This is a genomic window from Micromonospora globosa (assembly GCF_000717585.1).
Classification (GTDB): Bacteria; Actinomycetota; Actinomycetes; order Mycobacteriales; family Micromonosporaceae; genus Micromonospora; species Micromonospora aurantiaca.
In genome coordinates this window covers 32,515-54,171 of sequence record NZ_JNZR01000030.1, presented here as the reverse complement: position 1 = coordinate 54,171, position 21,657 = coordinate 32,515, and the positions used below count along the sequence as shown (strand labels likewise).

At 72.9% G+C, this 21,657-nt stretch carries 23 protein-coding genes; 11 read left to right on the top strand and 12 right to left on the bottom strand.

Annotation, left to right across the window (positions count from 1 at the left end; genetic code table 11):
• Positions 1 to 131 precede the first annotated feature (131 nt).
• Both IF06_RS0124815 and IF06_RS0124810 read right to left on the bottom strand, forming a co-directional pair.
• On the bottom strand, positions 132 to 767 hold the full coding sequence (locus IF06_RS0124815) for a hypothetical protein (RefSeq protein ID WP_030273874.1): 636 nt from the start codon (positions 765 to 767) through the stop codon (positions 132 to 134).
• A gap of 112 nt (positions 768 to 879) precedes the next feature.
• Positions 880 to 1,401: a M48 family metallopeptidase gene (locus IF06_RS0124810; RefSeq protein WP_013288401.1), complete on the bottom strand. Its 522-nt coding sequence runs from the start codon at positions 1,399 to 1,401 to the stop codon at positions 880 to 882.
• 473 nt (positions 1,402 to 1,874) lie between these two features.
• On the opposite strand from IF06_RS0124810, the gene IF06_RS33690 reads away from it, so the two are divergent.
• The 3 genes from IF06_RS33690 (at position 1,875) to IF06_RS0124795 (ending at position 4,690) form a co-directional block, all read left to right on the top strand.
• The gene (locus IF06_RS33690; protein ID WP_007464795.1) at positions 1,875 to 2,042 is read left to right on the top strand and encodes a DUF5679 domain-containing protein; all 168 of its coding nucleotides are present in this window, start codon (positions 1,875 to 1,877) and stop codon (positions 2,040 to 2,042) included.
• Positions 2,043 to 2,220: 178 nt separating this feature from the next.
• Positions 2,221 to 3,333 (top strand): hypothetical protein, encoded by a 1,113-nt coding sequence (locus tag IF06_RS0124800; RefSeq protein WP_141722597.1) that lies wholly within the window; start codon positions 2,221 to 2,223, stop codon positions 3,331 to 3,333.
• A 10-nt stretch (positions 3,334 to 3,343) separates the two neighbouring features.
• A complete protein-coding gene (locus tag IF06_RS0124795) occupies positions 3,344 to 4,690 on the top strand; it encodes an ABC1 kinase family protein (protein ID WP_013288403.1) in 1,347 nt (448 codons plus the stop codon).
• A 322-nt stretch (positions 4,691 to 5,012) separates the two neighbouring features.
• Here IF06_RS0124795 and IF06_RS0124790 read toward each other — a convergent pair whose 3' ends face one another.
• The 3 genes from IF06_RS0124790 to IF06_RS0124785 all read right to left on the bottom strand — a co-directional run bounded on the left by IF06_RS0124790 (position 5,013) and on the right by IF06_RS0124785 (position 8,019).
• On the bottom strand, positions 5,013 to 5,378 hold the full coding sequence (locus IF06_RS0124790) for a WhiB family transcriptional regulator (protein WP_013288404.1): 366 nt from the start codon (positions 5,376 to 5,378) through the stop codon (positions 5,013 to 5,015).
• A gap of 133 nt (positions 5,379 to 5,511) precedes the next feature.
• Positions 5,512 to 5,766 carry a hypothetical protein gene (locus IF06_RS33225; protein WP_013288405.1) on the bottom strand — a complete coding sequence of 85 codons (255 nt, stop codon included), beginning with the start codon at positions 5,764 to 5,766 and terminating at the stop codon, positions 5,512 to 5,514.
• A 129-nt stretch (positions 5,767 to 5,895) separates the two neighbouring features.
• Entirely contained in the window at positions 5,896 to 8,019 is a 2,124-nt protein-coding gene (locus IF06_RS0124785) for an ATP-dependent DNA helicase UvrD2 (RefSeq protein ID WP_013288406.1), read from the bottom strand.
• A gap of 91 nt (positions 8,020 to 8,110) precedes the next feature.
• Between IF06_RS0124785 and IF06_RS0124780 the strand changes: the two genes are divergently transcribed.
• On the top strand, positions 8,111 to 8,353 hold the full coding sequence (locus IF06_RS0124780) for a mycoredoxin (protein ID WP_013288407.1): 243 nt from the start codon (positions 8,111 to 8,113) through the stop codon (positions 8,351 to 8,353).
• Positions 8,354 to 8,410: 57 nt separating this feature from the next.
• On the opposite strand, the gene IF06_RS0124775 is transcribed toward IF06_RS0124780, so the two are convergent.
• The gene (locus IF06_RS0124775) at positions 8,411 to 9,664 is read right to left on the bottom strand and encodes an MFS transporter (protein ID WP_030273871.1); all 1,254 of its coding nucleotides are present in this window, start codon (positions 9,662 to 9,664) and stop codon (positions 8,411 to 8,413) included.
• Between the two features lie 203 nt (positions 9,665 to 9,867).
• On the opposite strand from IF06_RS0124775, the gene IF06_RS0124770 reads away from it, so the two are divergent.
• From IF06_RS0124770 to IF06_RS0124760, 3 genes are all read left to right on the top strand, one after another.
• Complete coding sequence (locus IF06_RS0124770) at positions 9,868 to 10,848, top strand: helix-turn-helix domain-containing protein (RefSeq protein ID WP_013288409.1); 981 nt, start codon at positions 9,868 to 9,870, stop codon at positions 10,846 to 10,848.
• Between the two features lie 71 nt (positions 10,849 to 10,919).
• Positions 10,920 to 11,159, top strand: coding sequence for a DUF397 domain-containing protein (locus tag IF06_RS0124765; RefSeq protein WP_013288410.1), 240 nt, complete (start codon positions 10,920 to 10,922; stop codon positions 11,157 to 11,159).
• 196 nt (positions 11,160 to 11,355) lie between these two features.
• Complete coding sequence (locus IF06_RS0124760; RefSeq protein WP_013288411.1) at positions 11,356 to 11,625, top strand: hypothetical protein; 270 nt, start codon at positions 11,356 to 11,358, stop codon at positions 11,623 to 11,625.
• An 842-nt stretch (positions 11,626 to 12,467) separates the two neighbouring features.
• Here IF06_RS0124760 and nudC read toward each other — a convergent pair.
• From nudC to IF06_RS0124745, 3 genes are read right to left on the bottom strand one after another with little or no spacing between them, the layout of a single operon-like run.
• Complete coding sequence (nudC, locus tag IF06_RS0124755) at positions 12,468 to 13,415, bottom strand: NAD(+) diphosphatase (protein WP_030273869.1); 948 nt, start codon at positions 13,413 to 13,415, stop codon at positions 12,468 to 12,470.
• Positions 13,412 to 14,740, bottom strand: a complete 1,329-nt coding sequence (locus IF06_RS0124750; protein ID WP_013288413.1) for a M16 family metallopeptidase — start codon at positions 14,738 to 14,740, stop codon at positions 13,412 to 13,414. The genes nudC and IF06_RS0124750 overlap by 4 nt, the downstream gene beginning before the upstream one ends.
• Positions 14,737 to 16,047, bottom strand: coding sequence for a M16 family metallopeptidase (locus tag IF06_RS0124745; protein WP_030273866.1), 1,311 nt, complete (start codon positions 16,045 to 16,047; stop codon positions 14,737 to 14,739). Before IF06_RS0124745 ends, IF06_RS0124750 begins: the two co-directional genes overlap by 4 nt.
• Positions 16,048 to 16,195: 148 nt before the next feature.
• On the opposite strand from IF06_RS0124745, the gene IF06_RS0124740 reads away from it, so the two are divergent.
• Genes IF06_RS0124740 through IF06_RS0124725 form a run of 4 tightly spaced genes read left to right on the top strand, consistent with a single transcriptional unit; the run spans position 16,196 to position 19,355 of the window.
• The gene (locus IF06_RS0124740; RefSeq protein ID WP_030273864.1) at positions 16,196 to 17,257 is read left to right on the top strand and encodes an ABC transporter substrate-binding protein; all 1,062 of its coding nucleotides are present in this window, start codon (positions 16,196 to 16,198) and stop codon (positions 17,255 to 17,257) included.
• A complete protein-coding gene (locus tag IF06_RS0124735) occupies positions 17,254 to 18,033 on the top strand; it encodes an ABC transporter ATP-binding protein (RefSeq protein ID WP_030273862.1) in 780 nt (259 codons plus the stop codon). The genes IF06_RS0124740 and IF06_RS0124735 overlap by 4 nt, the downstream gene beginning before the upstream one ends.
• Positions 18,023 to 18,907: an ABC transporter permease gene (locus tag IF06_RS0124730; RefSeq protein WP_013288417.1), complete on the top strand. Its 885-nt coding sequence runs from the start codon at positions 18,023 to 18,025 to the stop codon at positions 18,905 to 18,907. Before IF06_RS0124735 ends, IF06_RS0124730 begins: the two co-directional genes overlap by 11 nt.
• 4 nt (positions 18,908 to 18,911) lie before the next feature.
• Positions 18,912 to 19,355, top strand: coding sequence for an RrF2 family transcriptional regulator (locus IF06_RS0124725; RefSeq protein ID WP_030273860.1), 444 nt, complete (start codon positions 18,912 to 18,914; stop codon positions 19,353 to 19,355).
• A gap of 174 nt (positions 19,356 to 19,529) precedes the next feature.
• Here IF06_RS0124725 and IF06_RS0124720 read toward each other — a convergent pair whose 3' ends face one another.
• From IF06_RS0124720 to cspE, 3 genes are all read right to left on the bottom strand, one after another.
• The gene (locus tag IF06_RS0124720; RefSeq protein WP_013288419.1) at positions 19,530 to 19,715 is read right to left on the bottom strand and encodes a hypothetical protein; all 186 of its coding nucleotides are present in this window, start codon (positions 19,713 to 19,715) and stop codon (positions 19,530 to 19,532) included.
• A gap of 200 nt (positions 19,716 to 19,915) precedes the next feature.
• A complete protein-coding gene (locus IF06_RS0124715) occupies positions 19,916 to 21,169 on the bottom strand; it encodes a DEAD/DEAH box helicase (protein WP_013288420.1) in 1,254 nt (417 codons plus the stop codon).
• A gap of 178 nt (positions 21,170 to 21,347) precedes the next feature.
• On the bottom strand, positions 21,348 to 21,551 hold the full coding sequence (cspE, locus tag IF06_RS0124710; RefSeq protein WP_013288421.1) for a cold-shock protein: 204 nt from the start codon (positions 21,549 to 21,551) through the stop codon (positions 21,348 to 21,350).
• Positions 21,552 to 21,657: the final 106 nt, after the last annotated feature.

The following is a 21,657-nucleotide window of genomic DNA, read 5'->3' as shown; positions in this document are numbered from 1 at the left end:
GTTGTGGCGCCCAGGATGTCCCGAGTGCGGCTTCTGTGAGGTGCCACAACTCCAAGATCGGCGAATCGGCGGCAGGGCGGGCAGCGCGGTGCGGGCAGGGCGGGCGCGGAGGCGGCGGGGTGGCGGAAGGTCTAGACGGGGCGGCCGGACAGCAGGGCGCGCGTCGCCTCCCAGCCCTCGACGGCCGGATCGAGTGCGGCCAGGTCAGCCGGGCCGCGCATCCGGTGCCAGCCGGCGGTGACCGCCACGTCGCCCGGGCTCGGTGCCGCCCGTCGCACCTCGGCCGGCGCGGTGGTGTCCAGGTCCAGCGCCGGCAGCCACGCCGGTACGGGCAGTCGCGCCGCCACTCCCAGCAGCCCGGTTCCGCTCCCCTCGACCGGGGCCACCGCCACCGGCCGGGTGGTGAGCGGCCGGAGCAGTTTGCCGAGCGTCAGACCGGGCACGTCCGGCGCGTCCGCCGCCACCACCGCCACCTGGTCGTAGCCGGTCGCCCCGCCGTCGCGGGCCGCCCGGTCACCGGCCAGCGCCGCGAACACCGCGTTCGGCGTGGGCTCGGGCACCTCGTACACCTGGGTGCCGGGCCAGACCACGGCGTCGGCCAGCCATCGGTCCCGGCTGGTGACCGCCACCGCGGTCTCCACCTCGTTCAGCGTGGCGAGCAGGTCCACCACGTCCTCGGCGAGCGCGGTACGCCATCGCGCCGGATCGATTCCGGGCGGCGTCCAGGTCACCGGGCCGAGCAGCGCCACCACCACACGTCGCGACATTCGCCGACCTTAACCCCCGCCCCACCCGCGTCCGTTCACGATCATGAGGTTGGCGGTGACGAAGCGGACGAAACGCCAGGCCAACTTCATGATCGACCGCGATGGGCGGTGGTCAGGGGATGGCGGCGGTGGCGGCCACGCCCTCCAGGTAGCCGCGGGCGCGCTCCGACCTCGGGTAGCGGGCGACCAGCGCCCAGAAGTCGGCGTTGTGACTGGGCACGATGAGATGCGCCAGCTCGTGCAGCAGCACGTAGTCGATCACCCAGTCGGGCATGTCCTGGACCCGGTGCGAGATCCGGATGGTGCGGTCGGCGGGCGTACAGGAGCCCCAGCGGCCGTTCTGGTTGGTCACCCAGCGGACGCTGGCCGGCGCGGCGGCCGACCCGTGTTCGGGCAGGTAGAGATCGATCAGGCGGGTGGCGCGGGCGAGCAGTTCGGCATCCGAGCGGGCCAGCCGTCCCTCGCGGGCGGCGAGCCGGGCGAGCATCCGGTCGACCCACTCGCTCTCCTCGGCCCGGGAGAACTGGTCGGGGATCAGCACGACGACGCGCTCACCGTCCCGGTACGCGGACACCGTGCGCCGCCGACGCTGGCTGCGCCGCACCTCGACGACGGGCTTCCGCGTCACGGCCATTACCGGTCCGCGCAGCCTCGGTTGACTGTCACGATGGAAAGCTAATGCGTACTGACCAGGACTCCGCAAGAGTCAACACGACGACACGCGCCCGGAAAGTGGCGGTTGATTGTCAGGAGTCCGGAAAAAATTCTTTGCGACGGTAGCTGACCATCACCTGACCGACCCTGTTCACGTTAAGTGATCTACGACGGGTGACTGTCGGGGGGCCTCGCGAAGCGGATCTGGGTGCATTCATCCGGCGTGTCCGCGCGAAACTGACTTATCCGACGTTACTCGGCATGCACACTCTCGACGTCGACTTGCTCACAGAGTCGGCGTACAGCTGACATGGAACCGCCCAGACCTGGGTAGGGTCCGCCAACCACGGTCAGGTGACTGACCGCGGAGAACCCCCGGCGCCGGTGCCACGCGTGGGCCGCCGCAGGGAGACCCGCCGGGACACCTCCGGCGGACGAGACGAGGAGGCTACCGTGGCCGACCAGGCCCAGACCTACAACGGTTACTGCGTGAAGTGCAAGGAGAAGCGGGACTTCGAGGGGCACGTGGAGGTCTCGAAGACCGGCATGAACATGGCCAAGGGCAAGTGCCCGGTGTGCGGCACAACAGTGAACCGCATCCTGGGCAAGGCCAAGGTCTGACCCGTACGGCAGAAACGGAGGAGGACGGCCGTCGGCCGTCCTCCTCCGTCGTGTAGCCGACACAGTTACCGGCTGGTTGTGGAAAACCGGCGAGATCCTGTGGACAACGCTGGCCACGGCTCGCCGCACCTGTGGACAACGAGCGACGGAGCGCGTGGAGACGGTCACGATCAGTGGCGTGACCGATCCGACACCGCTCGTCCGTCCCGTCCTGCTGCCCGGCCTGACCCGGCTCTGGCGCGACCGGCACACGCTCCAGCTGGGCGAGCCGCCCGGCCGCGCGGTGCTGCTGGAGATGTCCTCGCCGGGAACGGCCCGCCTGCTCGACCTGCTCGACGGCACCCGCAGCGAACGCGCCGTGCTGGCCGGGGCGGGCGCCGCGCGAGTCCCGCCCGAGGAAGCACGCGCCCTGCTCGACACGCTCCGGGACGCCGGGCTGGTGGTGCCGGCACAGGCACTGCTCCCCCGCGAGCTGGCCGGAGCGGCCCGGGACCGGCTGGCCGCCGAGGCTGCCGCACTGGCGCTCGCGTCGCCCGACCTGCCCGGCACACCGGCCCGGCTGCTGCGCCGCCGCCGTGCCGCCCGGGTGCTGGTCACCGGTACGGGACGCCTCGGCGCGGCGGTCGCCGTCGCGCTGGCCCAGGCCGGGGTCGGGCACGTCGTACCCGATCTGGCCGGCCCGGTCGGCGCGGGTGACCTGGTCGGGACCGGCCTGACCGCCGCGGAGCTGGGCCGTCCGCTGGCCCCGGCGGTACGCGCGGCGCTGGAACGATGCGCGCCCGGAACTGTCACCGGCCCGTCCCGGGCGGCCCGGCCGGACCTGGTGGTGCAGCTCGGCGTCGACCGTCCGGCCGAGCTGCTGGCCACCGGGTACGCCCGCCGGCGTCAGCCCCATCTGCTGCTCGACCTGCGCGGCGGCGTACCGGTGGTCGGTCCGCTGGTCCGCCCGCCCGCCGGCCCCTGCCTGCGCTGCCTCGACCTGCACCGCGGCGACCGGGATCCGGACTGGCCCGCGCTCGCCGCCCAGCTCGCCGCCGACCGGGGCGCGCGCGCCTGCGCCGCCGCCACCGGGCTCGCCGCGGCGGCCTTCGCCACGGCCGAGGTGCTGGCCCAGCTCGACGGCGCCCAGCCGGAGACGCTCGGCGGCGCGGTGGAGGTCCGGGGTCCGGGTCGCGTCCGCTACCGACGGTGGCCCCCACACCCCTCCTGCGGTTGCTGCCGGCGTCGCCCGATCCGGTCGGCCCCGGCCACTACCCGCCGCACGGCAGCAGCGGAGGCCCCGCGTCGGTAACAATGGCCGGGTGACCGACATCCCGCGCCGGGCCGTGTCCCGCACCGCCAAACTCGCCGCCCTGCCGCTCGGGTTCGCCGGTCGAACCGTCCTCGGCATGGGCAAGCGGGTGACCGGCCTCGCGTCCGACGTCATCTCCGCCGAGATCCAGCAGCGCACCGCCGAGCAGTTGTTCAGCGTGCTCGGGCAGCTCAAGGGCGGGGCGATGAAGTTCGGCCAGGCCCTGTCGGTGTTCGAGGCGGCGCTGCCCGAGGAGGTCGCCGCGCCCTACCGGCAGGCGCTGACCAAGCTCCAGGAGGCCGCGCCGCCGTTGCCTGCGGCGACAGTGCACAAGGTGCTCGCCGAGCAGCTCGGCCCGGACTGGCGCGACCGGTTCGTCGAGTTCGACGACACCCCGGCCGCCGCGGCGAGCATCGGCCAGGTGCACCGCGCGGTCTGGCGCGACCCGGGGTACGGGCCGAACGGCGGCCCCCAGCACCGGGACGTGGCCGTGAAGATCCAGTACCCGGGGGCGGGTGACGCCCTGCTCGCCGACCTCAAGCAGCTCTCCCGGCTCGGCGGCATGTTCCGGGCCATCCAGCCGGGGCTGGACGTGAAGCCGCTCCTGGCCGAGCTGCGCGAGCGCATCACCGAGGAGCTGGACTACGAACTGGAGGCGGAGTCGCAGCGGGCGTTCGCCGCCGCGTACGCCGACGACCCGGACATCTTCATTCCGGAGGTGCTCGACGCCGCGCCGCGGGTGCTGATCACCGAGTGGGTGGAAGGCATTCCGCTGTCCCAGATCATCCGGGAGGGCACCGAGGAGCAGCGGAACGAGGCCGGCCGGCTGATGGCCGAGCTGCACCTGTCCGCGCCGGAGCGGGCCGGGCTGCTGCACGCCGACCCGCACCCGGGCAACTTCCGGCTGCTCCCGGACGGCCGGCTCGGCGTGATCGACTTCGGAGCGGTGGCCCGGATGCCGCAGGGCACGCCCGAGCCGATCGGCCGGATCGCAGCACTGGCGCTGCGCGGGGACGCCGACGCGGTGGTGGAAGGGCTGCGCGCCGAGGGCTTCGTCAGCCGCACCGAGTCGATCGACGCCCCGGCGGTGCTCGACTTCCTGCGTCCGATGCTGGAGCCGATCGCCGCGGAGGAGTTCCGCTTCACCCGGGCCTGGCTGCGCGGCGAGGCGACCCGGCTGGCCAGCCCTCGCTCCCCCGCCTACCAGCTCAGCCGGCAGCTCAACCTGCCCCCGTCGTACCTGATGATCCACCGGGTCACGCTGGGTTCGATCGGGGTGCTCTGCCAGTTGGAGGCGAAGGCGTCCTACCGGTCGATCCTGGAACGCTGGCTACCAGGCTTCGCGCCGGTGGTCTGAGCGCAAGCCGGCGAGCGCGCGGGCACGGCGAAGGGGCGGTGACCTGTCGGTCACCGCCCCTTCCTCACGCGATCGTTCTACAGAACGCCCAGGTCGCGGGCCGACTGGCTGCGACCCCGCATGGCGACGGTACGGGCGGAACGGGTTGCCTCAGTGCTCGTGGTGGTGCGACCGGCCTGAGGCCGGCGCATTCGGGCCCTGGACAACGCTTCGTGGAGTAGTTGCATCTCGAATCCGTTCGGCAGGTTCAGCATCAGGGTTTCTCTCTCAGGTCGGCCGGTGGAGGGACACCGGCATCGGTCGGTTTCGGAACGTAGGTTTGTCAGGCTGCCAGCCGGACGGAGCTACGCGACTCGGACAGCCCGCTGGCCGCCAGTCGCGCCTCCGCCTCGACCCGGAGCTGCGCGTCACGGGCGAGGTCCTCCTTGCGCGGACGGCCACGGGGCCGCTTGCGCGGGACGACCGCGCCACGCTCGAAGATCTCGCCGCCCCAGACGCCCCAGGGCTCGGCTCGCTCCACCGCCCCGGCCAGGCACTCGACGCGCAGCGGGCAGTCCCCGCAGAGCGACTTGGCCAGCTCGAGCTCGGCGGGCGAGTCGGAGAACCACAGGTCGGGGTCGAACTTCCGGCAGGGCAGGTTCGCCTCCACGTCGACGCTCACGTCGAGGGGGGCCAACGCCAGACTCATCCTCCGGTCACCTCTCTCTCACTTCGATCTCGTGGATCGCATTCCGACGTACTTCGGCGGGACAAAAAAACTGAGGCCGCGGATCCCGGTATGCGGGTTCCGCGGCCTCGAGGTGAGCCGGTGGTCTGATGGATCAGACCGGTCTACCTCGAGGTGGAACACCGCGGACATCCGTGCGCTTCTTGGCGCCATCGATGCCCTTGCCCGCGAAGCCACTGGTCCCCTCGACTCCGGCGATCGGCGCAACGGTCAGGTTCAGCTCGGCCTGAACCGGGACCTGGTGCACCTGCGGAGCCGACGGTCGAGCGGCGAGGGCCACCCGGACAGCCGACAGCGGAGCGACGGCAGACGGCATCGCCGCAAGACGCTCATAGGTGAAGATCTTCATTGGTGCCACCTCCCTACTCTCCTCGTGCCGACCGTGGACTCATCCCCTTTGAGCAGCCAGAACGGCGCCGCTCGCGAGGTGTGTCATGAGGCTATTCCTAGCCCTCGGGGGAGGGCAAACGATTTACGGCTAGTTTTCAGAAGTTTTCTGTGGGCAGACCTCGTCCACCGTGGCGCCCGCCACCAGGGCGAGCACCGTATCCCCGTAAAGCCCGACTTTTCGGGGCCCGATCCCGGCGATCGCCACCAGTTCCTCGGTGCGGCCGGGCTTCCGCTCGGCCAGCGCGGTGAGCGTGGCGTCGGTGAAGACCACGTACGCCGGCACCTTCTGCGCGCCCGCCACCCGCTGCCGCCACTCGCGCAGCCGCTCGTACAGCTCCTCGTCGATGTCCGACGGGCAGGTCGGGCAGCGGCCCAGTTTGCGGTCCGCGCCGGCGAGCAGCGTGGCACCGCAGATCCGGCACGAGACCACCTGCGGTCGGCGCCGCTCGGCCCGCCGCGCCGGCCCGCCGCCGCCGGCCCGCTCCCCGCCGCCGGACCGGTCGAGCTGCGGCAGGAACCGCGAGGGCCGCCGGGCCCGCCCACCCGGCGAGCGCGCGGTGGCGTACGACAGCCAGAGCCACTCCCGGGCCCGGGTGATCCCGACGTAGAGCAGCCGCCGTTCCTCCTCGACCTGCTCCATGGTCTTCGCGTACGTGGTGGGCAGCGTTCCCTCGGCCAGCCCGACCAGGAACACCGCGTCCCACTCCAGCCCTTTCGCTGAGTGCAGCGACGCGAGCGTCACCCCCTCGACTGTGGGCACGTGCTGCTGGGCGGCCCGCCGGGCGAGTTCCTCGGTGAACCCGGTCAGGCCCGGTTCCTCCTCGGCCTGCGCCGCGTACTCCTCGGCGAGCTGGACCAGCGCGGCGAGCGCCTCCCACCGCTCCCGTGCGGCGCCGCCGGGCGGGGGCGCGTCGGGCGCCCAGCCGACGGCGGTGAGCGCCTCGACCACGGCGGCCGGCAGCGGGGTTCCCGCGTCGGCCGACCGGGTGGCGGCGCGCAACGCGATCATCGCCTGGCGCACCTCGGGCCGCTCGAAGAACCGCTCCGCACCCTGGAGCACGTACGGCACCCCGGCCTCGGAGAGCGCCTTCTCGTACGCCTCGGACTGCGCGTTGGTGCGGAACAGCACCGCGATCTCCCGCGCCGGGGTGCCGCCCGCCACGAGCGCCCGGCAGCGGGCCGCGACCGCGTTCGCCTCGGCCGGCTCGTCGGTGAAGATCCGCAGTTCCGGTTCCGGGCCGGGCCGGCGCTGGCCGTGCAGCTCCAGCCGTAGCCGCGCCTCGGTGCCCCGGGCCTGCGAGATCACCGCGTTGGCGAGCCCGACCACCTGCGGGGTGGAGCGGTAGTCGCGGACCAGCCGGACGACTGTCGCGCCGCGGTGCAGGCGGGGGAAGTCGACCAGGTACGACGAGGTGGCGCCGGTGAACGAGTAGATGGTCTGGCTGGCGTCGCCGACCACTGTGAGGTCGTCCCGGCCGCCCAGCCACGCCTCCAGCAGCCGCTGCTGGAGCGGGTTGACGTCCTGGTACTCGTCGACCACGAAGTGCCGGTACTGGTTGCGCACCTGCTCGGCCACGTCCGGGTGCTCCTCGATGCCCCAGACCGCGGCGCGCAGCATGTCCTCGAAGTCGATCACCCCGTTGCCGCGCTTGAGCCGCTCGTACGCGTCGAACACGTCGGCCACCCGGGCCGGCTCGTACGGCGTCTCGCGCAGCGCCTTGGCCGCTGCGACGACGTACTCCCCGGGCTCGACCAGCGACGACTTGGCCCACTCGATCTCGGCGGACAGGTCCCGCGCGGCGGCCCGGTCGGCGCGCAGGCCGACCTTGGCGGCGGCGAGCGTGACCACCCGCACCTTGCTGTCCAGCAGCTCCGGCATGGCCCGCCCGGCCAGCAGCCGGGGCGCGAAGTAGCGGACCTGCCGCAGCGCCGCGGCGTGGAACGTGCGCGCCTGCACCCCCTGCACCCCGAGCACGCCGAGCCGGCTGCGCATCTCGGCGGCGGCGCGGGCGGTGAACGTGACCGCCAGCACATGCCGGCCGGCGATGTCCCCGGTCAGCGCCCGGTACGCGATCCGCGAGGTCACCGCCCGGGTCTTGCCGGTGCCGGCGCCGGCCAGGATGCAGACCGGACCGGCCGGAGCGGTCACCGCGGAGCGCTGCTCCGGATCCAGCCCGGCCAGCACCCGTTCCGCCGCTGAGTGAACGCCCACAGCAGGGAATCATCCCAGCATCGTGTGACGTTGCAGCGGTTAGCCTGGCCTGATCGGACCGGGCGCGAGCCACCCCTTGGAGGACCAGACCATGCTGACGATGTATTCCACCCCGTGGTGCGGCTACTGCCACCGGCTGAAGTCGCAGCTCGACCGGGAGGGCATCGCGTACGAGGTGGTCGACATCGAGCAGGACCCGACGGCCGCGGACTTCGTGATGGGCGTCAACGGCGGTAACCAGACCGTCCCGACGCTGCGCTTCGCCGACGGCAGCGCCCTGACCAACCCTTCGATCACCCAGGTCAAGCAGCACCTGGCCGCGCTGCCCGGCTGATCCGCCCGCGACGCACGAGCGGCCGCACCCGATCCGGGTGCGGCCGCTCGCCGTCGTTCAGGAACCACCGCGGCTGAGCACCCCGTCGTCGGCCGGCTTCCGGGGCGCCGGGATCCGCACCGGTCCGGCGACCGGCATGGTCAGCCCGCGCCCCCGCCACAGGTAGAGGCCGGCCGCCGTGGTGACCGCACCGACGAGTGCGAACAGCAGCCGGTAGTCGAACACGCCGACGAGCAGCGCGCCGGTGCCGATGGAGAGCGCCTGCGGGCCGCTGACCAGCGCCTCGGACGCGGCGGTGACCCGGCCCAGCAGCCGCGGCGGCGTCCGCCGCTGGATCAGCGTGTTCAACCCCACCATGGTCAGCGGCAGCGAGAGGCCGGCCAGCAGCAGCGCCACCACCCCGAGCCACAACCGGGGGTACGCGAGCGCCAGCGCGGCCGGCCCGAAGAACGTCACGCCCGCGGCGAGCGCGCCGACCTCGCCGAACCGGCGGACCACGGCGGCCGAGAACAGGCCGCCGACCAGCCCGCCGACGCCCTGCACCATGACCAGCACGCCGACGAACGCGGCGTCGCGGTGCAGGCCCAGATCGACGTACGCGAAGATCAGCGACTCGGTGAAGCCCATCACCAGCGAGCCGAGCCCGTACCCGAGCAGCGCCCGGCGCAGCGCCGGCTCGCCGGTCAGGTGCCGCAGCCCCGCGCCCAGTTCGGACGGCCCGCGCCGACCCGGCCGCGACGGCGTGCTCTCCTCCACGCGCAGCCGCCCGACCACCGCCGCCGCGACGAGGAAGCCGGTCATGGCCAGCAGGACCAGCAGCCAGCCGCCGACTGCGGCGTAGACACCGGCCCCGGCCAGCGGCCCGATCAGCCGCAGACCCTGCCGGACGGTCTGGAGCAGCCCGTTCGCGTCGGCGAGCAGATCGGGCGGAACCAGATGCCGGATCAGTCCGTTGAGCACGGCGGTGAGCGTGATGTACGACAGTCCGTAGAGCGCGGCGACCACGTAGATCACCCAGACGTCGGACCGGTCCCGGACCGTGAGCAGCGGACCGAGCAGCACTGCCGCGACCAGGTTGGCGGCGATGAAGAACTGACGCCTCCGGTAGCGGTCGACCACCCAGCCGACCAGCGGGGCGAGCGTCATCGGCGCGATGACCGCGAAGATGGTCGCCCCGGCCATGCTGTCCGAACCGGTCAGATCCTTGACCCAGACGGCCAGGGCGAGCAGCAGGACCGACTCCGCCGCCATGCTCGCGACGAGCGCGGCGAACAGGAGACGGAAGTCGGGGCGGCGCAGGACGGTGCGCATCGGTTCCCTCCGGCAGGGGTGCGCCACCAGGGCGCGTCGGGGGCGGGCGCTGGTGAAGACACCCTCCACGGTCCTCTTTTTGTCTCGTGACACGCCCTTGCCGGAACCTCCGACGCCGGTCGCGCCGTCCATACTGACCGTGGGGGGCGAATTTCATACAGTTACCGTCGCGTCAAGCGACGGTCGACGGGAAAGAGGACGCCGTGCCTCCTGCCGTACCAGGCCCGATTCTGCGCCGTCGTCGACTCGGCATCGAGCTGCGTCGGCTCCGCGAACAGGCCGGTCTGACCGGTGACCAGGTCATCGAGCGGATCGGCTGGGCCTCCGCATCCAAGTTGTCCCGTCTGGAGAACGGCCGCAGCCGTCCCGACCCGGACGACGTGGACGTGTTGCTGACGCTCTACGGCGCCGACGAGGAGCAGCGCGCGGAACTGACCGGGATCACCCACGAGGCCGGCGACATGCGCGGCTGGCTGCGCAACTTCCCGGTGATGACCCAGCAGCAGCGCGCCTTCGCCGAACTGGAGGCGGGTTGCGCGGAGATCTCCGAGTACAACCCGGTGCTGGTGCCGGGGCTGCTGCAGACGCCCGGGTACGCCCGGCACCGGATCATGTCCGCCGCGCAGGTCGCCGCCGAGGCCGGCGACCCGGAGACCGAGGATCCCGAGACCGAGGTACGCGCGCGGCAGGCCCGCCAGTCGCTGCTGACCCGCTCCCCCGACGTGCCCCGCTACACGGCGGTGCTGGAGGAGGCGGCGCTCGGCCGCCGTGCCGGGCCACCGGAGGTGCTGCACGAGCAGCTCGTCCACCTGTGCGAGATGGCGCTGCTGCCGAACGTGACGCTGCGCCTGCTGCTGCGGGACACCCGGGTCGGTGACTGGTACCTTCCGCCGACCGCGTTCTCGGTCTACCGGTTCGCCGATCCCCTCGATCCGGAGACACTCGCCATCGAAGGTGGGTTCACCGACGTCATGTCGACCGAGGTAAACACCCTAAATCGCTATAAAGTGGTGTTCGAGTGGCTATGCTCGTCGGCGCTCTCCGCATCGGACACCCTCTCCTGGTTGATCGAGGCGACGGGACGGCTGACCGGCACGGCAGTCGAGTCCACGGTGGCGTACGGGCCGGCAACGGCGCCGGCCCAGCGACGCCGGGACTCGGGGCGCCTCACCACGGAACGGTGATCCGGCACGGACACCGCCCGCGCTCCGGCGTCGCTCGGACCCATCGGAGCACCTCACCAGGAGCAAGCACCATGAACGAGATCCACACCAGCACGACCGCCCGCTCGGGACGGCTCGCCGGCGCCGCCTGGCGCAAGAGCACCCGCAGCCAGACCTCCAACTGCGTGGAGGTCGCGCCGCTCGGCTCCGGGCCGGCCACAGTGGCGCTGCGGGACAGCAAGGACCCGAGCGGACCGGTCCTGCTGTTCGACCGGGCCGGATGGCTCGGCTTCCTCGCCGGAACGAAGAGCGGTCAGTTCGATCTGGACTGATCCGGCGAACCCCGGAGGGCCGTCGGCGTGCGCCGGCGGCCCTTCGCGCGTCCACCCCCGACAACGGTGCTGACCTGGGATCCCCCGATCGGTCGAGCTGGCGCGTTCCCCTTGCCGGGCTGTCACATCGGCGTAACATGACGCGGGAGTGACGTGGAAGTTCCAGCGTGTAACCGCCGATTGTCCGGGGGACACCATGCGGTTCCTGATCGTCCGCACCGAGATCCGTACCGCCGCCGACGCCGACATCGCCGCCGCCTGGGCCGGCGGGGGCCGCCTGCGGGACGAGACGAGCACGCCGGAGCCCCGCCGCCAGGTCGTCCACGCCGAGGACCGGGACGCCGCGCTCCTGCTCGCCCGCGCACTGTCCGCCGTCGGTGCGGTACGCACAGGCCGGCACCGGGTCAAGGTGCTGCCGATCGAGGAATCCGCTCCCGGGCACCCGTACCGCTGGGACGGTGGATGACCGGACGCTGACGTCCGTCGTGGCCGGACCGGCCTCCCCCGCCGTTCACCCGCCTCACCCGGCCTCGACGGCACGTGTTCCCGGCCCGCGACCGTCGCGGCAACGACGGTCCGGGTCGGGGCCGCGCCCCACCCCCGTTCCACCCGGCCCAGGTCCGCCCGGCCCAGGTCCGCCCGGCCCAGGTCCGCCCGGCCTCGCCAGTTCGGGGAGGTGGCTGTATCCCACCGCCCTCGACCACACCATTTCCCCGAGCTGGTGCCACCCACCAGCCGAAACCCGCCAACCCGACCGCGAGTCCCGCCGCACTCACCCGGCGGTGGCACGACCACCGAAACCCGGCCGACCCACCAGCTCGGCGAAGTGGTGGTGACCGACTGACCTCGACCACGCCATTTCCCCGAACTGGCGCCGCCCCGACAGCCGAACCCGCCAACCCGACCCCGGCGAGCTCGCCAGTTCGGCGAAGTGGCGGTATCCCACCAGCCCACCTCGCCAGTTCGGGGAGGTGGCTGTATCCCACCGGTCTGGACCACACCACTTCCCCGAGCTGGTGCCACCCACCAGCCGAAACCCGCCAACCCGACCGCGAGTCCCGCCGCACGCACCCCCCGGTGGCGGTCAGTTCGGCGACCCGCAGCGACAGGTCGAACCCGGGCGGCGCGGAAGCGCAACCGCCGAAACCCGGCCGACCCGCCAGCTCGGCGAAGTGGCGGCATCCCACCCACCCCACCCCGCCAGCTCGGGGAGGTGGCTGTATCCCACCGGCCTCGACCACGCCACATCCCCGAACCGGCGCCGCCGCATCGACCGAAACACGGCAACCCGACGAGGGCCGGGCCGGGTCAGCAGTGGCCGTCGAGCCAGCGGTGCACCAGGAACAACGCGATCGACGACGGCGGCGGCAGGACCAGCCGGTCTCCCCCGCCCACCGGCACCGGCTCGCCCGCCAGCGCCGCGCCGATCTCCCGGCGGGTGAACCACCGCGCGTGCGCGATCTCGGCCAGGTCGACCCGGATCGGCGCGTCCGCGTCGGCACGTGCCAGGAAGCCGAGCATCAGCGAGCCGGGGAACGGCCAGGACTGGCTGCCCACGTACGCGATCTCCTCGACCGGGACGCCCACCTCCTCGCGGACCTCGCGCAGCACGGCGGCCTCGGCCGACTCGCCGGGCTCGACGTATCCGGCCAGGCAGGAGTAGCGGCGCTGTCCCGGGGTGCGCGGCCAAGCCGCGTTGTTGCCGAGCAGGCAACGGCCGTCCGGGCCGTCCACACCGTCGTGTACCAGCACGATCATGGCCGGATCGGTACGCGGCCAGACCCGGCCGCCGTCCGGGTCGATCCGCGACCAGCCGGCCTCGTCGGCGCTCGTCGCCTTGCCGGTCGTCGACGAGTAGCCGTGCCGCAGGTGCCAGTTGAGCAGCGCCAGCGCGGTGGTGAACAGGCCCGCGTCCCGGTCGGTCATCAGGTGGCCGACCTCGCGCAGGTGAGCCGGGCGGGTGTCCGGCAGCGCCGGCAGCGGCCCGTCCACCGCGAACACGGGTACGCCGTCCGGCTCGACGCCGAGGAACATCGGCACCGACCGGGGCACCTCGGGCAGCTCACCGGGGCCGACCAGGACCAGCTCCGGCGGGGTAGACGCGCCCCGGACCAGCGCCCGCCCCTCGGCGGTGGAATCCAGCACCAGCACCCGGGCCCGTTCCCACGCCTCGGTCAGCCAGGCGGGATCGGTACGCCGGTGCGCGGCCCGGTCGAGCGTCGACCGGGCCAGCGGCGGGTCGGATTCGCCGCTCATGCCGATTCCGTACGCACCGGTGTCAGCGCGGCGAGCGAGTCGGCCACCCGTTCGGCGTCGCCGAGCACGACTGTGACCGCGCGGGCCGGGGCCAGGTAGCGGGCGGCCACCTCGGCCACGTCGTCCACCGTCGCGGCGGCCAGCCGGGCGGCGTGCTCGGCGAGGAAGTCCAGCCGCAGCCCGTTGCCGGCGTACGCGCTGGTCAGCGACGCGAGACCGGCCTGGGTGGACATGCCGAGCTGGAGCGTGCCGAGCGCGTACTGGCGGGCCTGCTCCAGCTCGTCGGCCTTCGGCGGCACCGTCGCCAGGCGGCCCAGCTCGTAGTTCGTCTCCACCAGGGCCGCCGCTGTCACCTCGGTGGCCACCTCGGCGCCGGCGACGAGCAGCGAGCCGGCCACCGAGTGCTCCACGAGCGAGTGCGGCCCGTACGTATAGCCCTTGTCCTCGCGGATGTTCTCCACCCAGCGGGAGGAGAAGTAGCCGCCGAAGATCAGGTTGGCGAGCTGCAGCGCGGCGTGGTCCGGGTGGGTGCGGGGCACGGCCGGCAGCGCGAGTCGTACCGAGGACTGCACCGATCCGGGCCGGTCGACGAGCAGCAGCGGTCCGGGTTCCAGCGGCGGCGCGGGAGGCAGTTCGGCGACGTGGCCGTCACCGCGCCACCCGGACAACGCCTGCTCGGCCGCGTCCAGCGCCCGGTCCGGCGCCACGTCGCCGACGAGCACCAGCACCGCGCCGGCCGGATGCACCCGCTCGGCGTGCAGCCGCCGCAACGCGGCCGGGCGGACCGCCCGCACCTGGTCCGGGTCGGGCGTCTGCACCGCGTACGGGTGCCGGCCGTACACCCGCTTGAGCAGCGCGGTCCGGGCCAGGTGCGACGGCTGGCTCTGGGCGACCTGGATGCGGTCGACCAGCCGGTCCCGCTCGGTCTCGACCCAGTCCGCGGGGTAGGTCGCACCGGTGAGCACCTCGGCGAGCAGCTCCAGCATCCGGTCCAGGCCGGTGACCAGGCCCGCGCCGGAGAGCATCAGCCGGTCCGGGTCGAGACCGGCGGTCAGCCCGCCGCCGACCTTCTGCAACTCGGCCGCCAGCTCGGTGGCGCTGTGCGCCTCGGTGCCGGAGAGCATGGTCTGCGCCAGCATCGCGCCGCGGGCCAGGTGGGTGCGCCCGAACGGCATCCACAGTCGCAGCTCGACGAGCGGTACGGAGGAGCGGCGTACCGCGATCACGGTGAGGCCGTTGCGGAGCGTGCGCTCGGCCTGCTTGGGCACCTTGAGCCGGCGGTTCGGGCGCAGCGCCGGCAGCGGCCGGACGGTGGTGGTGGTCATCGGGCACCTCCGGGAACGACCTCGACTGCCGCGCGGCGCTCGGGCCGCAGGGTGGCGGCGGCGGCGCGGACCTGTTCCTCGGTCACCTCGCCGACCAGCCGGGGCAGGTCGTTGAGCAGGCCGGGTTCGCCCCGCTGCTGTTCCAGCACCGCCATCCGCAACGCGCGGCCGAGCACCGCGTCCGTGTCGCGCAGCAGGTGGGTGGCCATCCGGGCCTGGGTACGCGCCAGCTCCCCGTCGGTCAGCCCGTCGGCCGCCAGCCGGTCCAGTTCCTCGTCGACGGTGCGCAGCACCTTGTCCACGTCGCCGCCGGGCGGCAGGTGGGCCTGGAGCAGCAGCGCGGTGGGGTCGCGCACGTCGAACGGGTCGCCCATGAAGCCGAGGTACCCGCCGAGGCCGGTGACCGACCGGTCGCGCTGCACCAGCCGCTCGACCAGCCGGGAGGCGTCGCCGTCGGTGAGCACCTCGGCCAGCACCACGTAGGGCAGGTAGCTGGCGAAGTCACTGATCGGGTCGGGCACCCGCCACGCGCCGGCCACCGCCGGGAGCGGGGCCAGCGCGTCGGTGTACGTGCTGCGCCGCTCGGCGGTCAGGTCGGGCTCGGCGAAGTCGGGCCGCTGCGGGGCGGGCCGGGCCGGCACGTCCCCGAAGTGCCGCTCGATGAGCGTGGTCGCCTCGGCCACGTCGATGTCGCCGCTGACCGCGAGCACCGCGTTGCCGCTGGCGTAGTAGCGGCGGAAGAAGTCGGCGGCGTCGGACACGGTGGCCGACTCCAGGTCGACGAAGGAGCCGTAGCCGTCGTGCGCGTTGGGGAAGGTGTCGAACATCACCGGGGGCAGCGTCAGCCAGGGGAACCCGCCGTACGGCCGGTTCAGCACGTTGACCCGGATCTCCTCCTTCACCACGTCCACCTGGTTGCGCAGGTTCTCCTCGGTCAGCCGGGGGCCGCGCATCCGGTCGGCCTCCAGGAACAGCGCCCGTTCCAGTGCGTTGGCGGGCAGCGTCTCGAAGTAGTCGGTGTAGTCCAGGTGGGTGGAGCCGTTGAACGTCCCGCCCGCGCCCTGGACGTGCCGGAAGTGGGCCAGCTTCTCCAGGTTCTCCGAGCCCTGGAACATCAGGTGCTCGAAGAGGTGGGCGAACCCGGTGCGTCCCTCGGGCTCGGAGCGGATGCCGACGTCGTAGACCACAGCGACCCCGATGACCGGGGCGCTGCGGTCCGGCGTGAGCACCACGCGCAGGCCGTTGTCGAGGGTGAACCGTTCGACCGGGTACTTCGTCGCTGGGATCTTCGCTCTCCGCGTCGGCACGAGATCGACACTAGCGCCTCGGTACCGGCTCTACCGCCGGTGTGCCCTGGCCGAACGGTGGACTGTCGCGGGACGGGACTTGACGCCGGCGGCCGCTTGCCCCACTCTTCCTACCAACTAAATAGGAATACTGCGGATTGGACATTCGATGAGACGGCTTCCCCTGCGCCGCCTGGCCACCCTGGCGGCCCTGGCCGCCCTCGGCGCGGCCACGCTCGGCACCACCGCCGCCTGCGGCGAGGACAGCGACGCCGCCGCCGGTTCCGGCCCGGTGACGCTGCGCCTCGGCTACTTTCCCAACATCACGCACGCCCCGGCTGTGGTCGGCGTCGAGAAGGGGATCTTCAAGGAGAAGCTCGGCAGCGACGTCGAGCTGGACACCAAGACGTTCAACGCCGGCCCGGCCGCCATCGAGGCCGTCTTCTCCGGCGCGCTCGACGCCACGTACATCGGCCCGAACCCGACAGTGAACGCCTTCTCCAAGTCCAAGGGCGAGGCGGTCCGGGTCATCTCCGGCGCCGCGTCCGGCGGCGTCGCGCTCGTGGTCAAGCCCGGCATCACCTCGGTGGAGCAGCTGCGCGGCAAGAAGATCGCCACCCCGCAGCTCGGCAACACCCAGGACGTGGCGCTGCGCTTCTGGCTCAAGGAGAAGGGCCTGGAGACCACCAAGGAGGGCGGCGGCGACGTCAAGATCGTGCCGCAGGAGAACGCGCAGACGGTCGAGACGTTCGGCAGCGGCGCCATCGACGGCGCCTGGGTGCCCGAGCCGTTCGTCTCCCGGCTGGTGAACGCCGGCGGCAAGGTGCTCGTCGACGAGCGTGACCTCTGGCCGGACAAGAAGTTCGTCATCACCAACCTGCTGGTCAGCACCAAGTTCCTCAAGGCGCACCCGGACGTGGTGAAGAAGCTGGTCGAGGGCCAGGTCGCGGCGAACGAGTTCGTCAACACCAAGCCGGACGAGGCGCAGCAGGCCATCTCCGACCACATCGGCAAGATCACCGGCAAGCCGCTCGACCTCAAGCTGATCAAGCAGGCCTGGCCGACGCTGGAGTTCACCAACGACCCGATCCCGTCGTCGCTGAAGACCGGCCTGGACCACGCGGTCGCGGTCGGGCTCACCCAGCCGGTCGACCTGAACGGCCTCTACGACCTGAAGTACCTCAACGAGGTGCTCAAGACGCAGGGCAAGGCCGAGGTCAGCCAGCCGTGACGTCGACGAGCACGACCCCGCGCAGCGCGACCGGCTCGGTCGCGCTGCGCGGCGTGACCAAGGTGTACGGCCAGGGCGAGCAGGCGGTCCTGGCGCTGGACGGGCTGTCGCTGGACATCGCGCCGGGCGAGTTCGTCTGCATGGTCGGCGCGTCCGGCTGCGGCAAGAGCACGCTGCTCAACCTGGTCGCCGGACTGGACCGGGCCAGCGGCGGCGCGATCGAGCTGGGCGAGGGCGTCAACCCGGGACTGATGTTCCAGGAGCCGGCGCTGTTCCCGTGGCTGACCGTCGAGGGCAACATCGAGGTGCCGCTGAAGCTGCGCGGACTCCCCCGCGACCAGCGCAAGGAGCGGGTGGCCGAGCTGCTGCGCACGGTCCACCTGTCCGAGTTCGGCCGCAAGCGGCCGCACCAGCTCTCCGGCGGCATGCGGCAGCGGGTCGCGCTGGCCCGCACGCTCGCGCTGGAGACGCCGGTGCTGCTGATGGACGAGCCGTTCGGCGCGCTGGACGCGATGGCCCGCGACATCCTGCACGACGAGCTGGAGCGGATCTGGACCGAGCGCAAGCTCACCGTCCTGTTCGTCACGCACAACGTGCGCGAGGCGGCCCGGCTCGCCGACCGCATCGTGCTGCTCTCCAGCCGGCCCGGCCGGATCATCTACTCCACCGAGGTCGCCGTGCCGCGCCCCCGGCGGATCGACTCGCCGGAGGTCTCGGCCATCGCCGCCGAGGTCACCGACCGGCTGCGCAAGGAGGTGGGCCGGCATGGCCAGTGACACCCTCACCGGGTCGGCGCGTACGGACGCGGAGATCTCCGGACTCGACGCGCTGGAGATCGCCGGCCGGGAGAAGGGCCCGTCCCGGGTACGCCGCCTGTGGTCGGCCACCTGGCCCAAGTTCGCCGCGCTCGCGCTGGCCGTCGCCGTCTGGCAGGCGGTGGTCTGGTCCGGATGGAAGGAGCCGTGGGCGCTGCCCGGCCCGGCGGTGGTCTTCGGCGACCTCGGGGACTACCTGCTCAGCTCGGCGCTCTGGGAGGGCCTCGCCACCACCGCCCGGCGCGCGGCGGTCGGGTTCGCCGCCGCGGTCGCGGTCGGCCTGCTGCTCGGCCTGGGCGTGGCCCGGGTCAAGGTGCTCCGGGCCGCGCTCGGCTCGATGATCACCGCGTTGCAGACCATGCCGTCGATCGCCTGGTTTCCGCTGGCCATCCTGCTGTTCCAGCTCAGCGAGCAGGCGATCTTCTTCGTGGTGGTGCTCGGCGCCGCGCCGTCGGTCGCCAACGGCGTCATCCACGGCGTGGACTACGTGCCGCCGCTGCTGGTCCGGGCCGGCCGCAACCTCGGCGCCCGTGGGCTCAACCTCTACCGGTACGTGATCGCGCCGGCCGCGCTCCCCGCCATCGTGGCCGGGCTCAAGCAGGGCTGGGCGTTCGCCTGGCGCAGCCTGATGGCCGGTGAGCTGCTGGTGGTCATCGCCACCCGCACCTCGATCGGCGCTCAGCTCACGTACGCACGCGAGCTGAGCGAGGCACCCCGCCTGATGGCCATCATGATCGTCATCCTGGTCGTGGGCCTGCTCGTGGACACCGCGTTCGGGGCCGCCGACAAGGCGATCCGCCGCCGCTGGGGCGTGCTGGACCAGGCCGGCAACTGACGTCGTGTACATCTCCGCGCGCGCCGACTACGCGCTCCGGGCCATGCTCGCCGTCGCCGACGCCGCCGTCACCACAGGCGACCCGGCGGCCGGCGGCGGCGAGCTGGTCAAGGCGGCGAGCCTGGCCGAGAGCCAGGACATCCCGCTCAGCTTCCTTCAGGGGATCCTGCTCGACCTGCGGCGGGCCGGACTGCTGCACAGCCACCGCGGCACCGAGGGCGGGTACGCGCTGACCCGCCCTCCGGACGAGATCAGCGTGGGCGACGTGCTGCGCGCGGTAGGCGGCGCGATCACGAGCGTCCGGGGCATTCCCGCCGACCGGGCCGGCTACCACGGTGTGGCCACCGGCCTGCGGGACGTGTGGCTGGCGGTGGACGGCGCGATCGCCCTGGTCGTGGACCGGACCACACTCGCCGATCTGCTGAGCGACCGGGCCACGGCGCCCTGACGCGCGTCCGTCACGGGGCCGACGGCGGGACCGCATGATCGCTGTGCGGAAGCCCAGGGCGACGCGCCCGGCCGGTCGTCGGCCGCAGAGGCATGACTCCCGGCCGATATGACTCTGGGGCATATTTATGCCTGAGGGTCATATCGGTATCTCGGCATCGTCCGCCCTGGGCGGCTACTGAGTGTGCGGGGCGCGCATCCCGGGCGTGAAGCTGCGGGCGGCGCCGCGATCCGGCGAGCCGCCGTCGGACGGCTGCCACGGCCCGAACGCGGCCACCGCGGCGAGCGCCAGGCCGGCCCCCGCCACCGCGAGCACCAGCACCACTTCCCGCGCTCCGCCCGATCCGGCTTCCCCCGCCATGAACCGCTCCCTCCGCGTCCGGCCGACCCCCCGACCGGTCCCCCGCGCAGCAGCATCACCGTCGGGTTCCGGTCGCACAGTCGGGCAGCCGACCGAACATCGACTGATTCCCGACTCAGGAGCGAACTCTCCGCCCGCTCGGAAGCGGCCCGCTCGGAAGCGGCCCGCTCGGAAGCGAGCCGGTCAGGCGCAGGCCGCGGTCAGCGGCGGCGCGGGCGCCGGCGAGGACGGGTTCCCGGGGCGGGATGCGCGGCGGCGGGCGCGGTGATGGTCACCGGCACGCCGGACGGCTCCCGGGCGCCGGTGAGCCGGCTCAGCTCGCTGTCGCCGGCGCGTACCCGCGTGGTCTTGGGGTTGATGCCCGCGGTGGTCATCAGCCGGGCGACGTCGCGGCGCTGGTCCGGCAGCACGAGCGTGACCACAGTGCCCGACTCCCCGGCCCGGGCGGTCCGGCCGCCCCGGTGCAGGTAGTCCTTGGCCTCGGTGGGCGGGTCGGCGTTGACGACCAGGTCCAGCCCGTCGACGTGGATGCCCCGGGCCGCCACGTCGGTGGCCACCAGCGCGGTGACCTGGCCGGTGCGGAACTGCTCCAGGATGCGGGTGCGCTGCGGCTGCGACTTGCCACCGTGCAGCGCCGCCGCGCGTACGCCCTTGGCGAGCAGCTGGCGGGCCACCCGGTCGGCGCGGTGCTTGGTGGCGATGAAGACGATGGTGCGGCCCTCGCGGGCGGCGATGTGCGCCAGCGCGGCCGGCTTGTCCTCCGCGTCCAGGTGCAGCACGTGGTGCGTCATCGCGGTGACGGTGGCGGTGCCCGGGTCGACGGAGTGCGTCACCGGGTCGGTGAGGAACCGGCGGACCAGCCGGTCCACGCCGCGGTCGAGCGTGGCCGAGAACAGCATCCGCTGCCCGCCCGGCGCGACCTGCTCCAGCAGCTTCGTCACCTGCGGCAGGAAGCCCATGTCGGCCATCTGGTCCGCCTCGTCCAGCACGGTGATGGTCACCTGGTCCAGCCGGGCGTCCCCGCGGTCGATCAGGTCGTGCAGCCGGCCCGGCGTGGCCACCAGCACCTCGGCACCGGCGCGCAGCGCGGCCGCCTGCCGGGTCAGCGAGAGCCCGCCGACCACTGTGGCGCAGCGCAGGCCGAGCGTGGCGGCGTACGGGGCGAGCGCTTCGGTGACCTGCGCGGCCAGTTCACGGGTGGGTACGAGCACCAGCGCGAGCGGGCGGCCCGGTCGGGCCCGGCGGCCGGCCGTACGGTGCAGCAGCGGCAGCCCGAACGCGAGCGTCTTGCCGGAGCCGGTACGGCCCCGGCCGAGCACGTCGCGGCCGGCCAGCGAGTCCGGGATCGTCGCCGCCTGGATCGGGAACGGCGCGGAGATGCCCTGCGCGGCCAGCTCGGAGACGAGCGCCGGGGCCAGGCCGGTGGCGGCGAACGTGGGCAGGGTGGTGGTCATGCGGAAAGCCTTCCTCGACGCGGCACGTGTCGAGGAAGGGCGCCGGACAGCGGCGCGTCACCGGCGTCGCCGGTGGTCACAAGCACGAACCGAAAGGGACGGGCCGGCCCGGCAGAGGCGGGCCGGCCCGTGCACCACGCCCGAGAGGGCGCGATGGTGGTGCCGGTTGATCCGAAGATCAGAGCGGGCGGATGTTCTCCGCCTGCGGGCCCTTCTGGCCCTGGGTCACCTCGAACTCGACCCGCTGGTTCTCGTCCAGGCTCCGGTAGCCGGAGGTCTGGATCGCCGAGAAGTGGGCGAAGACGTCGGCGCCGCCGTCGTCCGGGGTGATGAAGCCGAAGCCCTTGTCAGCGTTGAACCACTTGACGGTGCCAATTGCCATGTGTTTCGTCTCCTTGACGGAACGGTCGGCCCGCACGTGTTGCGGGCCGGAGAGGAGCACCCCGCGCGTGGAATACGCGGCGTGCCTGTCGCTGCTGGTCGCCCCG